Here is a 13,937-nt window from a genome sequence, read left to right on the forward strand (position 1 = left end):
TCCGGGCAACCTCGCGATGTACGAGTACGCCCCCGCGAATCTGCCGGCCGGCGCGCCGGTGGTGGTGGCCCTGCACGGCTGCACCCAGAGCGCGAGCGACTACTTCGCCAACTCCGGCTGGCAGAAGTACGCCGATCTGTGGGGCTTCGCGCTGGTCTTCCCGCAGACCGGCGCCACCAACAACGCGCTGTCGTGCTTCAGCTGGTTCGACTCGTCCAAGGACACCCGGGGCAAGGGCGAGGCCGCGTCGGTGGCGTCGATGGTGAGCAAGGCGGTGGCGCAGTACGGCTCGGACAGCCGCCGCGTCTTCGTCACCGGGCTGTCGGCGGGCGGCGGCATGACCGCCGATCTGCTCGCGGACTACCCGGATGTGTTCGCCGGCGGCTCGGTCGACTCGGGTCTGCCCGCGCAGTGCGCCACCACCCAGGCGAACTCCTCGACGTGCCAGTACGGCAGTGTGAACCTCACCCCGGCCCAGCTGGGCGACAAGGTCCGCGCCTCGTTCCCCGGGTACGCGGGCCCGTGGCCGCGGGTGGCGATCTGGCAGGGCACCTCGGACACCACGGTCGCCACCGCCAACAGCGGCGAACTGCGCGACCAGTGGACGAACGTGTGGGGTCTCGGCCAGAGCGCCTCCGCCACCCAGTCGCTGCCGGGCGGCACCACGCTCAGCGTCTACAACGACACCGCGGGCCGGCCGGCCGTCGAGCTCTATCAGATCTCCGGCATGGGGCACGGCCTGGCCGTCGACCCCGGGTCCGGGACGGAGCAGTGCGGCGCCACCGGGGCGTACTACCTGGACACGATCTGCTCCAGCTACTACACCGCCCGCTTCTGGGGGCTGGACGGCTCCGGCGGCGGCACCCCGCCGGGTGGCGGCACCGGTACGCTGCCGGCCCCGGCGGGGCTGAAGGTCACCGCCACCACCGCGGGTTCGGTCTCGCTCAGCTGGAGCGCGGTCGGCGGCGCGGCGTCCTACGCCGTCTACCGCGGTGGCGCCAAGGTCGGCTCCCCCACGGCCACCGCGTACACCGACAGCGGGCTGGCGGCCGGCACGGCCTACACGTACACCGTGGCGGCGGTGGACTCCTCGGGCGCGGCCGGGACGGTGTCGGGCCCGGTGACCGGGACCACCGCGGCGGCCGGCGGCGGTGGCGGCAGCGGGCAGTGCTTCACCGCCAGCAACTACGCCCAGGTGGCGGCGGGCCGCGCCCACCAGAGCGGCGGCACCACCTACGCCGACGGGTCCAACCAGAACATGGGCCTGTGGAATGTGTTCGTCACCCACACCCTCAAGCAGACCGGCGCCGACTACTACGTGATCGCCGACAGCGGCTGCTGAACGGGACCCCGCCGTCGCGCCCGGGCCCGCGGACCCGGCCGGTCAGACCGCGCGTGCCAGTACCAGCCGGGCGCGCGGGCTGCCGTCCGGCCGCAGGCCGAAGCGCGCCAGCGGGCGCAGTTCCACCCCGAACCCGGCCCGGACCAGGTTCTCCTGGACCGGGCCGAGCGGGAACGTGCGGTAGTACATCACGAAGGGCGGCCGCCATACGGCGTTGCGCACCCGCATGACCGCGTCGAATCCGGCGAACGCCCAGTACCAGGGCGAGGTGGGCGGCGGCGGCGCGCCGATGGGGAAGGCGAACAGGCCGCCGGGCCGCAGCGCCCGCCGTACGCCGGCGAACAGGCCGGGCCGCTCGGCGGGCAGGAAGTGCCCGAAGGCGCCGAAGCTGACCGCCAGATCGAAGCCGCCGTCGAAGGGCATGGCCCGCGCGTCGGCCCGCACCCAGCGCGGTTCCGGCGTCTGCTCGCGGTACGCCTCCCGCGCCGTGCCCAGCATTCCGGCGCTGAAGTCCAGCCCGGTGACGCTCTCCCGGCACAGCGGACCCAGCACCCGGACGCCGGCGCCGGTCCCGCAGCACACGTCGAGCCCGGCGCCGAACGGCCCGAGGGGGGCCAGCGCCTCCCCCACCGCGTCGAGACAGGGGTCGGGGGTGCGGAAGGGCGTGCGGTCGAATCCCGGGGCCAGCAGATCGTAGCCGCGCTCGACCGAACTCAGTGCCTGCGTGGCCAGTTCGCGCAGGCTCGGCCCCTCGGAGGAGAACATCCGGCCAGGATAGGCGGGAGCGCCCCGGGCCGTCGCGGGTGTGATCCGCGTCGCTCCGCGTCCTTCGCGGGGCTCCTCGGGAAGATCGAGGGGCGTGCGGTGGTTGACGCGGGGTGAAGGTGGCGCGGCACCGCGCGAGTTACGAACGCATGTGCTTCAGCTGTGTGCAAGACCTCACCCCGACGAAACGGAATCGCTATTCCCGATGGGATATTCTGACCCCGTAACGGAATAGTGATTCCGCTTTCCCGACTTCCCCCACCTTCCGCGGTGTTCCGCGGCGGGCCGGACCGGCCTGCCCGAGCGCCCTGTCCAGACTCTCGCCGAAGGAGTTCCATGGCGTCCGAGAACCGGCGCACACACCACCAGGTCACCTTCGCGGTTCTCGCTGCGAGCGTGAGCGCGTACGCGTTGCTCCAGTCCCTGGTCACCCCGGTGCTGCCGACCATCCAGCAGGATCTGCACACCAACCAGAACACCGTCACCTGGGTGCTGACGGCGTATCTGCTCTCCGCCTCCATATTCACCCCGATCATGGGCCGGATCGGCGACATCCTCGGCAAGGAGCGGGTGTTCGTGGCGACACTCGGCGCGCTCGCCGCGGGTTCGCTGCTGGCCGCGCTCGCCACCAACGTCTCGGTGATGATCATCGCCCGGGTCATCCAGGGCGTCGGCGGCGGTGTGCTGCCGCTCGCCTTCGGCATCGTCCGCGACGAGTTCCCGCGCGAGAAGATGTCCGCCGCGGTCGGCGCCATCGCCTCGCTGACCGCCGTCGGCGCGGGCCTGGGCATCGTGCTGGCCGGCCCGATCGTCAACGCGCTCGACTACCACTGGCTGTTCTGGCTGCCGATGATCCTCACCGTCGCCGCCGCCGTGGCCGCCGCGTTCTTCATCCCCAAGTCGCCGGTCCGCACCCCCGGCCGGATCAGCTGGCTGCCGGCCGTGCTGCTGTCCGCGTGGCTCGTCGCGCTGCTGGTCGCGCTCAGCCAGGCCCCCGTCTGGGGCTGGGCGTCGGGCAAGGTCATCGGCCTGTTCGTGGCCGCCGTGGTGCTGGCGGTGGGCTGGGTCGAGGTGGAGCGCAGGGCCGCGATGCCGCTGATCGACATGACGATGATGCGCCGCCCCGCGGTCTGGACCAACAACCTGGTGGCGCTGCTGTTCGGCGTCGGCATGTACGCGACCTTCGCCTTCCTGCCGGAGTTCGTGCAGTCCCCGAAGTCCACCGGCTACGGCTTCGGCGCCAGCATCACCCAGTCCGGTCTGATCCTGCTGCCGATGACCGTCACCATGTTCCTGGTGGGCCTGAAGGCGAGCGGTTTCGCAGCCCGGGTCGGCGGCAAGACCGTGGTGCTGCTCGGCTCGCTGATCGCCACCGTGTCGCTGGCGCTGCTGGCCTTCGCGCACACCCACACCTGGGAGCTGTACGTGGCCACCGCCGTCATGGGCGTCGGCTTCGGCCTGGCCTTCGCGGCCATGTCCAGCCTGATCGTCAGCGCGGTGCCGCCGGAGCAGACCGGCGTGGCCAGCGGGATGAACGCCAACATCCGTACCATCGGCGGCTCCATCGGCGCGGCGCTGATGGCCAGTGTGGTCACCGCGAACCCGGCCGCCGACGGGCTGCCCCGGGAGGCCGGCTACACCCACGGCTTCGCGATGCTCGGCGGCGCCCTGCTGATCGCCGCCCTGGCCGCGGCGCTGATCCCGGCGAACCGCGGCGGCAGCCGGATCACCTTCGCCGACGAGTCCCCGCACGCGGAGCTGGCACTGGCTCCTGGCGGTACGGTCGTGGGAGAGACGTCGGAGTGACCTCCTCCGGGGTTCGGCTCCGCGGGCGACCCACCCGCCGCATCGACCGGGAGTGACGATGGCAGCGCACGGTACGCAGACCCGGCCGATGCGGCGGGACGCGGCCCGCAATCACCAGCTGGTGGTGCAGGCGGCGCGCGAGGTCCTCGCCGAGTTCGGCACCGACGCCAGCGTGGAACTGATCGCCTCCCGCGCCGGGGTCGGCGTCGGCACCGTCTACCGGCGCTTCCCGAACAAGGAGGCACTGGTCGACGAGATCGCCGCACAGATCCTGGTCGAGCTGGTGGCCGAGGCCCGGCAGGCCCGGGACCGGGCCGACGGCACCGGGCTGGAGTCCTTCCTGCGGACGATCGGCCGCTCCCTGAGCGAGCACCACGGCTACGCCGACAAGCTGGTCGGCCACTCCAAGACGTCGTGCATCGAGCAGCTGCGGGACCTGATCGCCGAACTCCTCGTGCAGGCACAGGAGTTCGGCCGGATCGGCCCGCATGTCACCCTCGGCGACATCATGACCCTGGCGTGGGCGCTGCGCGGTGTGGTGGAGACCAGCAGCGATGTGGTCCCGGACGCCTGGCAGCGGCATCTGGACATCCAGCTGGCCGGCTTCCGCTCCGCGGAGCCGCCGAGCGCGTACCCGGCGGTCAGCCGCGAACAGCTGACCCGGATCGACGGCGGGAACCGGCGGTCCAAGGGGTCGTCCTGAACCTTCCGTCCGGACGCGCTGCCGCCGGGGACGGTGTCGCTTGACCTTCCCCCTGGGGGACGGTTGACGCTGGTGGGGAAAGGTCACGCAGGACGAACAGGAGCCTCGCCATGAACACCACCACCACTCCCCCGGCCGTCGCCCGCTACCTCCGGGCCGCCGACGCCGATGACGCCCAGGCGTGCGCCGACTGCTTCACGCCCGACGGCACCGTGCTGGACGAGGGACACACCTATCGGGGCCGGGCCGAGATCCTCGCCTGGCGTACCGCGCTGGCCGGCCGCTGGACGTACACCAGCACCGTGACCGGCGTCGCGGAGCCGGGCGCGGACGGGGAGTACCGCCTGGGCGTCCACCTCGTCGGTGACTTCCCCGGCGGCGAGGCCGATCTGCGCTTCGGATTCACGCTGCGCGGCGATCTGATCTCGGCGCTGCGGATCGTCTGAGCGGTGGGGATTCCGAGCGGCGGGCGACGCGCGGGCGACGGGCTCGCGCGAGATACGGATGGACCGGAAGGAGGCGGGCCGCGCATGGCCGCGCAGGTGCCGATCGGCGCGTTCTCGGTGATGACCGGGCTGAGCAGGAAGACCCTGCGGCACTACCACGAGGCGGGGCTGCTGGAGCCTGCCTCGATCGACCCGGTGACGGGATACCGCCACTACGACACCTCGCAGGTGCGGACCGCCGAGATCATCCGCCGCTTCCGCACGCTGGACATGCCGGTGCCGCAGGTCAAGGCGGTACTGGCCGCACCGGACGCCGGCGCCCGCAACGCGATCATCGCCGCGCATCTGCGCCGGATGGAGGACCAGCTGGACCAGACCCGGCAGGCGGTCGGCGCCCTGCGCGAGCTGCTCGACCCGGGCGCCGCGTCGGCCCGCGGGCTCGCGGTGGAAGTGCGCGCTGTCCCCGCGCTGCGGGCCGCCGCGATCAGTGCGACGGTCCGGCGCGGCGACCTGGGCGCGTGGTGGACCGGCGCGCTGGACGAGCTGTACGGCGCGGCGCGGGCCGCCGCGGTGGCCCCGACCGGACCGGCCGGCGGGCTCTGGGCCCCGGAGTTGTTCGCCGACGAGGAGGGCGCCGCCACCTTGTATCTGCCGGTCGGCGGCGGCATCGCCCCGTCCGGCCGGGTCGCGATGGCGGAGTTGCCGGCCGCCGAGCTGGCGGTCGCGCTGCACGAGGGCCCGCACGCCGACGCCGGCCACACCTACGCCGAGCTCGGGACCTTCGTCGCCGAGCGGCTGATCGCGGTGGACGGGCCGGTGCGGGAGCACTACCTCGTCGGGCCCGGGGACACCGCCGACCACTCGCGGTGGCGGACCGAGATCTGCTGGCCGGTCCTGCGCACCGCCGCCGGCTGAGCGGTGCTCAGCCGGCGGTGTGGAACCTCGCGGCCGCGCGGGATACGCGCGGCCGGCGGGGTCAGCCCTGGCGGGCCTTGTTACGGGGGTCCTTGCGGTTGATGACGAAGACCTTGCCGCGACGACGGACCACCTGGGCGCCCGGGATCTTCTTCAATGACCGAAGTGAGTTGCGAACCTTCATGGGGGGCACCTTTCTGCTCGAAGTCTGCGCTGCGTGGGTGATAACCCCGGCGGTGCCTCGTTCATTCCGGGGCAGTCGAACGGATGTACCGGTCAGGGCAACCGGCGCGGGCCCGCGGACGGACCGCCGGTACAGGGCAGACAGGGGACCGGGATGAGCCAGGAACAACCACAGCCGGGCGACAACGGGCAGCCGGCGGCGCCGGACACTGGGCATTCGGCGCGGGACGGGGCGAGCCGGGCGGACACGGCGAACCGCTCCGCGCGGTACGGCGGACCGGCCGTCGCCGGCCGGGACATCGCCGACCAGGACATCGCCGGGCCGGCCGACTCGGCGCCCGGCGATCCCGGCCCGGATCGCTCCGCGCCCGATTTCTCCAGCCCCGATTTCTCCAGCCCGGGCTTTTCCAGTCCCGACTTCTCCAGCCCGGATTTCTCCAGTCCCGACTTCTCCGTTCCGAATATCTCCGGACCCGTCTCCACTACCGGCGACTACACGCCGCCGGATTACCAGGTACCGCCTTTCGAGGGCCCCGACTACGAGGCCGACGGCGTGGACACCCTGGTGCCGGAAGAGGCCGGTTTCTCCAGTCCGGGCTTTTCCAGCCCCGACTTCAGCAGCCCCGGCTCGATGGCCGAGCCGGAGGAGGGCCGGAAGGCGTAAGGCGGGGGCCGGAACAGGCAAGGCGGGAGCCGGAACGCGTAACGCGGGGGCCGGAAGGCCCGACGACGCGGGAATCGCGGGCCGCGGCCGGCGGCCCGCCCGTGCCGCGACATCTGTCGGCCACCTCGCCGACCACTGCTCCTCCGCCGGACGACGCCCGGCCGTATCCCGCAGCGGGGAGGCTGCCCGCGACAGGAACGAGCGGCCGGCGCGCGACGAGCGGGGACCACCGAGAGCCATGGGCAATCCGACCACCCCTGCCGGGGTCTCGGCCGCCGAATGGTGGCGGCGGCTGCCCTGGCGGACCATCGCCTGCCTGGTGCCGGCGCTGGCCGTCGGGGTGTGGGCGGCCGGCCACCGGTCACTGCTGGTGTCCGGCGGACACGACCTGCTGGCCGCCGACCGCTCCTGGCTGCTCGGCGCGCTGGCCGCCACCAGCCTCGGCTGGGTCGCGGTCGCCTGCGCCCGGCAGGGCACCGTGCTGGAATCGCTGCCCACCGGGCGGCTGCTGGCCACGCAGTTCGCCGCCACCGCCGCCAACCAGCTGACGCCGGCCGGGATCGGCGCCGGCGCGGTGAACCTGCGCTTCCTGCGCGGCTGCGGGCTGCCGCTGGCCCGCTCCTCGGCGGCGCTCGCGCTGTACGCGCTCGCCGAGTCGGTCGGACGGGTCACGCTGCTGCTGGTGCTGCTGACGGTGTTCCCGCACGCGCTGCACCTGGGCGGCCTGATGCCCGGCGGCGACGCGCTGCTGTTCGTCGGCGCGACGCTGGCGGCCGGCGCGGTCCTGGCGGCCCTGGTCCTGCTGTCCCTGCGGCGGGTGCGCCGCTTCCTGTCCGGCTTCCTGCTCACCGCACTGATCGACGTCCGCTCCCTGCACATGCGACCGGCCCGGGTGCTGGCCCTGTGGGGCGGTTCGCTCGCCTTCCCGGCCCTCCAGGCGGTCTCGCTGGTCGCCATCACCCACGCGCTCGGCCTGCCGGTGTCGGCGCCGCACGTCGCGATCGCCTATCTCGCCGCCACCTGCCTGGCGGCCGGCATACCCGCCCCCGGCGGGGTCGGCTCGGTCGACGCCGCCCTGGCCATCGCCCTGGTCGCGGCCGGCGCCCCGACCGCGGCGGCCACCTCGGCGGTGCTCGCCTTCCGTATCGTCACCGTCTGGCTTCCGCTGCTGCCGGCCGCGCTGACCCTGGGCGCGCTGGTACGGGGCAAGGTCGTCTGAGCGGATCCGGCGCCGGCCCGGGCCCGACGGCCGGGCACCGGCGCGGCTCCCGGTGGGCGGATGCGCGACCGCCGGGGTCCGGATGTCGAGTGGAGCACGCCGACGCGGCGTGATAAAAGGTTGATCGTGTCCGATATGTCGCTTTCTCCACACGCCGGGGCCGTGCCCGACCTGCGGCGCACCGGGATCAACCCGAACTTCTGGTACCCGGTCGCCGTATCCGGCAGCGTGCGCCGCAACAGCACCTTCGCCGCGACCTTCGCGGGCGAGCGGATCGCGTTGTACCGCGGCGGGAGCGGCACGGTCTACGCCCTGGAGGACCGGTGCGCGCACCGCCAGGTGCCGCTGAGCATGGGGGTCGTCGAGGGCGAGGCGCTGCGCTGCTGCTACCACGCGTGGTCCTACCGCGGGAACGGCCGCATCTCGCAGATCCCGTACCTGCCCAAGGGCGTCGACCGGCCGCCGCGCGGTGTGCGCGCCTACCCGATCCGGGAGGCGTACGGCCTGGTGTTCGTCTTCCCGGGCGATCCCGAGCAGGCAGCCACGACGCCGCTGCCCCAGTTGCCGGAGTTCCACTCCGACCGGCACCGGACCATGACGTTCTCGCGCACCGTGAACTGCCACTACTCGTTCATGCACGAGAACCTGCTCGACATGAACCACCAGTTCCTGCACCGGGGCATCCTCGGCAAGATCCAGCCCCGGTTCCTCGGCTCCGAGACCGGTCCCCGATCGGTCGAGGCCCGCTACCTGTTCACCCACGTGGGCGGCAAGAAGGACCGCGGCGCCGGTCTGCTCGCCGCCGAGGGCAAGGGCGGCAGCGCGTCGCCGGACGTCATCACCATCCGCACCGAGTACCCGTACCAGACCCTCCACCTGGTCCCCGAGAACGCCGAACTCCCGGCCTTCGCCCTGTGGGTGGCCTATGTGCCGGAGGACGCCGAGCAGCGCACCAACCACGTCTACGGCCTGCTCATGATGGAGAAGCCGCCGGTTCCGGGCGCCCTTCATCTCGCCTGGCCGTTCATCCGCCGCTTCACCGAGCGGGTGTTCGCGGAGGACCGGATGGCGGTCGAGGCCGAGCAGCGGGCCTGGGACGAGCAGGGCGAGGACTGGAACCAGGAGGTCTTCCCGCTGATCCTCGACGTGCGCGAGGTGCTGCGCGCCAACGGCGTCCCGATCCGGCCCGAATCCGCGCTGTGCGGGGCCGCCGCGCTGTGCGCAGCCGCCACCCTGGCGGGCGCGACACCGGACATCGGACCGCTCGACCCCGTGACGACGGCGCCCGCCGGACCGGTCGCCGCCGCCGGCCCGGCCGCACCGACCCGGCCGGTCGAAGCGCCGCCGGCCTGACAGCGCGGCGGGCGCGAGCCGGCGGCGGGACTTACCCGACCGTGGTGAGCAGTTCCGCCATCCGCTCGGCGAACGCGGTGAGCCAGTCGCGTCCCGATCCGGCGCGGGCCACCCGGAATCCGTGGCGACGGCCCCAGAACGCGGCCTGGACCGCGTGGAACTGGGCCCAGCGCGTGGCGCGCCGGCGATCGAGTTCCGCGCTCTCGGCGAAGACGTCCAGCGCGCGCAGCAGCGCCCTGCCCAGGTCGTCGGCCGCCAGGAGCGTCAGGGCGTGCGCCTTGAGGAGTGTGCCGCCGTCGTAGGCGGGGTCCCCCGCGAAGCCCTTGGGGTCGACGGCCAGCCATGGCTCACGGTCGGCGCGCAGGATGTTTCCGGCGTGGAGGTCGCCGTGGATCGCGATGTCCGGCTGGGTGCGGCCCAGTTCGCGGACGGTCGCCACCGCGGCGTCCACCGCCCGACGCGATACGGCATGCGGCAACTCCCGTTCTTCCGCACGCAGTTGCTCCTCCCAGGCGTCGGCCTGCTCCCGCAGCCGGGGTAGGCCGGCCGGCGCGGGGACGGCGAGCCGGTGGCTGATCCGCCCGGCGACCGCCATGACCTCGTCGCCGTCGTCGAGCTGCGCCAGGGTCGACGGGTGGGCCCGCTCCAGCAGCATCGCGAAACACTCGTCGGCACGCGCGTACAGCCGGACCGCTCCGCGGCCCTCCCAGGCGGCGAACGCGTCGGGCTCGTGGACGTTGCCGGGATGCGGAAAGGACACCTTCAGCACGGCGGCGCCCGCGTCCCGCCGCCGCACCGGGACCACCACTCCGACGCCGCCGTGCAGGACCGCACCGTCCGGCACGCACCCCCAGCGCCCCAGCAGCTCGTCCACGAGCCCGGGCAGCGCGGCGACCCACTCCGCCCCGGCCTGTCCTTCCCGCTCGACGGTGCTCCGCGCGAACGCCTCCGGTATCCCGATCATCCCGGCACCCTACGCGCCGGGCCCGGGACGGTGCCGTTGGGCGGGCTCCGTAGGTCCCCCGGTGGTCCTCGGTGGTCCTCCCCACGTCAGACTGCACGGATGGAAGCGGGGATGGAAGCGGGGACGGAAGCCGGGACGGTGGCGGATCTGGTCGGGCAGGCGCTGGCGGCGGCGCGAGCCGCCCGGGACGCCGACGAGGCAGACGAGGGCGACGGGGCGGACGGGGACGCGTACCGGACGGCGCTGTGGGAGGCGGCAGCCGACGGGGCGGGGGCGCTGCCGGTCGGGCTGCGGCTGATCGGTTCGCACGATCCGGTCGAGCGCGAGACGGGATGCGACCTGCTGGGCCTGGCGGCCGACCGGAACGAGGCGGTGCGCGACGGGGCGGCGGCCGCACTGGTCGTACTCGCCGGGCGGGAGACCGAGACCCGCGTACTGCGGTCCCTGGCGGTGGCGATCGGGACGTCGTACGACCAGCGCGCCGTCCCGGTGCTCGTCGCACTGGCCGGGCACGGCGACGCCGAGGTCCGCCGCTGCGTGGCCGACTCGTTCACCTGGGTCGTCGGCGGCCTGCCGGACGGACCGGCCGTCCGCGCGCTCATGGGGCTGACCCGCGACGAGGACCCGGAGGTCCGCAACTGGGCCACCTTCACCCTGGGCTTCCAGGCCGAGGTCGACAGCCCCGCGATCCGGGCCGCGCTCTGGGCGCGGACCACCGACGAGAACGCGGAGGCCCGCGCGGAAGGCATCCGCGGCCTCGCCCGGCGGCACGACCCGCGTGCCGCCCCGCTGCTGGCGGAACTGCTCGGCGACCCCGACGGCGCGCATGTCCATACCTTCGGCGCGGCGGCGATCCTGGGTGCGCCCGAACTGCTGCCGGGCCTGCTGGAGTACGCGACGGAGGACGCGGGCGTCACCGAAGCGTTGGACAGCTGCGACCCGGTGCGGCGGACCCGCCTCGACGCCGCCGCCTGGGACTTGGTGTGCGCGCTGCACCGGCTCCGCCCCGACCTCGACGCCGCCCTTTCCATGGAGCGTTTCGGCTGCGGCCTGACCCTCGCCCTCAACGCGTCGGCCGGCGAACGGGGTTACTCCGTCGGGTCCCTGCTGAAGCACGCGGACGGCGATCCGGCCCGCGCCGCGGAGCAGCTCGCCGCCGAGCTGCCGAGAAGCTCCGCGCCGACCGTCTGAGCGCCGGCCGGGACCCGCGCGGCAGGGCGGCACGCCTCCTCCGGCGCCCCTCGGCGAACCGGACGGGGGTGGTGGGTGTGCTGCTCACCGGACCTGCTGCGACCGTCGCGCCGACCGCGCGGTTCCGGAAAGCCGTTTCTGCGCGGCCGCGGCGCTCCCGCCGGCCGGCCCACCCGCGCCGGCCCCGCCGCCCCCGGCGCCCCCGGCGGAACCCCCGCTTCCGCCGCCCCCGGTGGATACGTCCGAAAACCGCCCGGGATCGGGCGGAGAGCGCTCTCCGCAGAGTCTTGACAGCACGCCCGGCGTCTACCATCGTCGCTCCCCGAGTCCTGTTACGTTCACGTCAACAACGTTGGCAACGTCAGCAACGTCGGCAGGGCCGCGCCATCACCCCGCGTGTCGTCGGAAGCCGAAGCCTGGAGGCCCCCCGTGCGTCGTTGGAAACGAACCATGCTGCCGATTGTGGCGGCCCTTCTGCTGGTCGGTGGTGTGACCGCTTCCACGGCCGGTGCGACGTCGACGCAGGCGGGCGCCGCCGCGCGGCCGTGGGCGAACGCCGCGCTGACGCCCGATCAGCGCGCCGACGCACTGCTGGCGCAGATGACCACGGCCGAGAAGCTGACCATGCTGCACGGCGGCGCCTCCTGCGGCTACGTCGGCTGCGTGGACGGCAACACCCGGCTCGGCATACCGCCGCTGCACCTGCAGGACGGACCGGTCGGCGCCGGCGACGGCTTCTCCAACGTGACCCAGATGGCCGCGCCGGTGGCCGGCGCCGCGACCTGGGACACCTCGCTGATGCAGAGCTACGGCCAGGTACTGGGCTCCGAGCAGTGGGGCAAGGGCACCAACGTCGTTCTCGCGCCGACCATCAACATCGTGCGCGACCCGCGCTGGGGCCGGGCCTTCGAGTCGCTGGGCGAAGACCCGTATCTGACCGGTCAGATGGGGGCCGCCGACATCCAGGGCATCCAGAGCCAGGGCCCGATGGCCCAGGTGAAGCACTACGCGGTCTACAACCAGGAGAGCAACCGCAACAACAGCTCCGACAATGCGATCGTCTCCGACCGGGCCGAACGGGAGATCTACACCCCGGCGTTCGAAGCCGCGGTCAAGCAGGGCCAGGTCGACTCGGTGATGTGCTCCTACTCCGCGATCAACGGCCCCTTCGCCTGCGAGAACGGACCGCTGCAAAACGGCATCCTCAAGGGCGACCTCGGCTTCACCGGCTTCATCACCTCGGACTGGGGCGCCACCCACTCCACCGTGGCGTCCGCCAACAACGGCCTGGACATGGAGATGCCGGGCCAGGACTACTACGGCACCGCGCTGACCAACGCGGTGAACAGCGGCCAGGTCTCGATCGCGACCATCAATGACCATGTCCGCCGGATCCTCCTGTCGATGTTCCGCCAGGGTCTGTTCGACAACCCCAACACCGGCAACACCAACGCGGTGGTCACCACCGCCGCGCACGCGGCGGTCTCGCAGCAGGTCGCGGAGGAGGGCAGCGTACTGCTGAAGAACACCGGCCCGGTGCTGCCGGTGGCCTCCACGGTGCACTCGCTCGCGGTGATCGGCGACGACGCCGGGACCGATGCCATGACGCAGGGCGGCGGCAGCGCCGGAGTCAATCCGGCGCACCTCATCACGCCCTACCAGGGCATCAAGTCCCGTGCGGGCAGCGGCACCACGGTGACGTACGCGCCCGGCGTGGCATCGGCCGACGGCTCGCTCCCGCCGGTCGGCAGCCAGTACCTGACGCCGTCCTCCGGATCCGGCACCGGCCTGTTCGGGCAGTACCACAACAGCACCGACCTGTCGGGCGCGGTTGTGGCCAGCCGGGTCGACTCCGCGGTGGACACGGTCTACGGCGGTGCTTCGCCGGCGGCGGGTGTCAACGCCACCAACTGGTCGGTGAAGTGGACCGGCACGCTGGCGCCGCCGACCTCCGGCAGCTACACCTTCTCCCTCAACAGTGACGACGGCAGCCGGCTGTTCATCAACGGCCAGCAGATCGTGAACAACTGGGGCGACCACGGCCCGACCACGAAGACCGGAACGGTGACGCTGACCGCCGGCCAGCCGGTGAGCATCGAGGTCGACTACTACCAGGGCGGTGGCGGCAGCAACGTGTCACTGGGCTGGCAGGTGCCCGGCCAGTCCGCGCACGACCAGGCCGTCGCGGCGGCCCGCAGCTCGGACCTGGCGGTCGTCTTCGTCAGCAACTTCGAGTCCGAGGGCAGCGACCTCGGCTCCATCGACCTGTCCGCCGCGCAGAACACCCTGGTGTCGGATGTGGCGGCGGCCAATCCCAATACGGTGGTGGTGGTCAACAGCGGTTCCGCGGTGACGATGCCCTGGGCGGGCAGCGTCCGCGGCATCA

The 13,937-nt window shown here is 73.1% G+C and carries 13 protein-coding genes; 10 read left to right on the top strand and 3 right to left on the bottom strand.

Features of this window, described 5'->3' with window-relative positions:
* Positions 1-1,342 (top strand): extracellular catalytic domain type 1 short-chain-length polyhydroxyalkanoate depolymerase (locus GA0115240_RS01380; RefSeq protein ID WP_107407072.1); only part of this gene is annotated, 1,342 nt, incomplete at its 5' end.
* Positions 1,343-1,384: 42 nt separating this feature from the next.
* Here the strand turns inward: GA0115240_RS01380 and GA0115240_RS01385 are convergent.
* Complete coding sequence (locus GA0115240_RS01385) at positions 1,385-2,107, bottom strand: class I SAM-dependent methyltransferase (RefSeq protein WP_093734804.1); 723 nt, start codon at positions 2,105-2,107, stop codon at positions 1,385-1,387.
* A 336-nt stretch (positions 2,108-2,443) separates the two neighbouring features.
* Between GA0115240_RS01385 and GA0115240_RS01390 the strand changes: the two genes are divergently transcribed.
* The 4 genes from GA0115240_RS01390 (at position 2,444) to GA0115240_RS01405 (ending at position 5,977) form a co-directional block, all read left to right on the top strand.
* On the top strand, positions 2,444-3,913 hold the full coding sequence (locus GA0115240_RS01390; RefSeq protein WP_093734805.1) for an MFS transporter: 1,470 nt from the start codon (positions 2,444-2,446) through the stop codon (positions 3,911-3,913).
* Positions 3,914-3,971: 58 nt separating this feature from the next.
* Complete coding sequence (locus tag GA0115240_RS01395) at positions 3,972-4,616, top strand: TetR/AcrR family transcriptional regulator (RefSeq protein ID WP_093734806.1); 645 nt, start codon at positions 3,972-3,974, stop codon at positions 4,614-4,616.
* Between the two features lie 110 nt (positions 4,617-4,726).
* Positions 4,727-5,062: a nuclear transport factor 2 family protein gene (locus tag GA0115240_RS01400; RefSeq protein WP_093734807.1), complete on the top strand. Its 336-nt coding sequence runs from the start codon at positions 4,727-4,729 to the stop codon at positions 5,060-5,062.
* Between the two features lie 84 nt (positions 5,063-5,146).
* A complete protein-coding gene (locus GA0115240_RS01405) occupies positions 5,147-5,977 on the top strand; it encodes a MerR family transcriptional regulator (protein WP_093734808.1) in 831 nt (276 codons plus the stop codon).
* A gap of 61 nt (positions 5,978-6,038) precedes the next feature.
* On the opposite strand, the gene ykgO is transcribed toward GA0115240_RS01405, so the two are convergent.
* Positions 6,039-6,161 (bottom strand): type B 50S ribosomal protein L36, encoded by a 123-nt coding sequence (ykgO, locus tag GA0115240_RS01410; protein WP_093734809.1) that lies wholly within the window; start codon positions 6,159-6,161, stop codon positions 6,039-6,041.
* Between the two features lie 153 nt (positions 6,162-6,314).
* Here ykgO and GA0115240_RS36530 point away from each other — a divergent pair, with 153 nt between their 5' ends.
* From GA0115240_RS36530 to GA0115240_RS01425, 3 genes are all read left to right on the top strand, one after another.
* The gene (locus tag GA0115240_RS36530) at positions 6,315-6,824 is read left to right on the top strand and encodes a hypothetical protein (RefSeq protein ID WP_176724959.1); all 510 of its coding nucleotides are present in this window, start codon (positions 6,315-6,317) and stop codon (positions 6,822-6,824) included.
* 238 nt (positions 6,825-7,062) lie between these two features.
* Entirely contained in the window at positions 7,063-8,043 is a 981-nt protein-coding gene (locus tag GA0115240_RS01420; protein WP_093734810.1) for a lysylphosphatidylglycerol synthase transmembrane domain-containing protein, read from the top strand.
* A 135-nt stretch (positions 8,044-8,178) separates the two neighbouring features.
* The gene (locus GA0115240_RS01425; RefSeq protein WP_093734811.1) at positions 8,179-9,396 is read left to right on the top strand and encodes an aromatic ring-hydroxylating oxygenase subunit alpha; all 1,218 of its coding nucleotides are present in this window, start codon (positions 8,179-8,181) and stop codon (positions 9,394-9,396) included.
* 31 nt (positions 9,397-9,427) lie between these two features.
* Here GA0115240_RS01425 and GA0115240_RS01430 read toward each other — a convergent pair whose 3' ends face one another.
* Entirely contained in the window at positions 9,428-10,360 is a 933-nt protein-coding gene (locus tag GA0115240_RS01430; RefSeq protein WP_093734812.1) for an aminoglycoside phosphotransferase family protein, read from the bottom strand.
* A 111-nt stretch (positions 10,361-10,471) separates the two neighbouring features.
* Between GA0115240_RS01430 and GA0115240_RS01435 the strand changes: the two genes are divergently transcribed.
* Positions 10,472-11,551 carry a HEAT repeat domain-containing protein gene (locus GA0115240_RS01435; RefSeq protein WP_161301949.1) on the top strand — a complete coding sequence of 360 codons (1,080 nt, stop codon included), beginning with the start codon at positions 10,472-10,474 and terminating at the stop codon, positions 11,549-11,551.
* Positions 11,552-12,001: 450 nt separating this feature from the next.
* Positions 12,002-13,937: glycoside hydrolase family 3 N-terminal domain-containing protein (locus GA0115240_RS01440; RefSeq protein ID WP_202450929.1), on the top strand; the 1,936-nt coding region annotated here is incomplete at its 3' end.

It is taken from the genome of Streptomyces sp. DvalAA-14, assembly GCF_900091855.1.
In the GTDB taxonomy this organism is placed as follows: Bacteria; Actinomycetota; Actinomycetes; order Streptomycetales; family Streptomycetaceae; genus Actinacidiphila.

Bases quoted from the DNA above. Each gene is read 5' to 3' on its own strand.
- ykgO (WP_093734809.1), bottom strand. From the start codon at position 6,161: ATGAAGGTTCGCAACTCACTTCGGTCATTGAAGAAGATCCCGGGCGCC.
- GA0115240_RS01400 (WP_093734807.1), top strand. From the start codon at position 4,727: ATGAACACCACCACCACTCCCCCGGCCGTCGCCCGCTACCTCCGGGCC.
- GA0115240_RS01430 (WP_093734812.1), bottom strand. From the start codon at position 10,360: ATGATCGGGATACCGGAGGCGTTCGCGCGGAGCACCGTCGAGCGGGAA.
- GA0115240_RS01425 (WP_093734811.1), top strand. From the start codon at position 8,179: ATGTCGCTTTCTCCACACGCCGGGGCCGTGCCCGACCTGCGGCGCACC.
- GA0115240_RS01435 (WP_161301949.1), top strand. From the start codon at position 10,472: ATGGAAGCGGGGACGGAAGCCGGGACGGTGGCGGATCTGGTCGGGCAG.
- GA0115240_RS01420 (WP_093734810.1), top strand. From the start codon at position 7,063: ATGGGCAATCCGACCACCCCTGCCGGGGTCTCGGCCGCCGAATGGTGG.
- GA0115240_RS36530 (WP_176724959.1), top strand. From the start codon at position 6,315: ATGAGCCAGGAACAACCACAGCCGGGCGACAACGGGCAGCCGGCGGCG.
- GA0115240_RS01395 (WP_093734806.1), top strand. From the start codon at position 3,972: ATGGCAGCGCACGGTACGCAGACCCGGCCGATGCGGCGGGACGCGGCC.
- GA0115240_RS01390 (WP_093734805.1), top strand. From the start codon at position 2,444: ATGGCGTCCGAGAACCGGCGCACACACCACCAGGTCACCTTCGCGGTT.
- GA0115240_RS01385 (WP_093734804.1), bottom strand. From the start codon at position 2,107: ATGTTCTCCTCCGAGGGGCCGAGCCTGCGCGAACTGGCCACGCAGGCA.
- GA0115240_RS01405 (WP_093734808.1), top strand. From the start codon at position 5,147: ATGGCCGCGCAGGTGCCGATCGGCGCGTTCTCGGTGATGACCGGGCTG.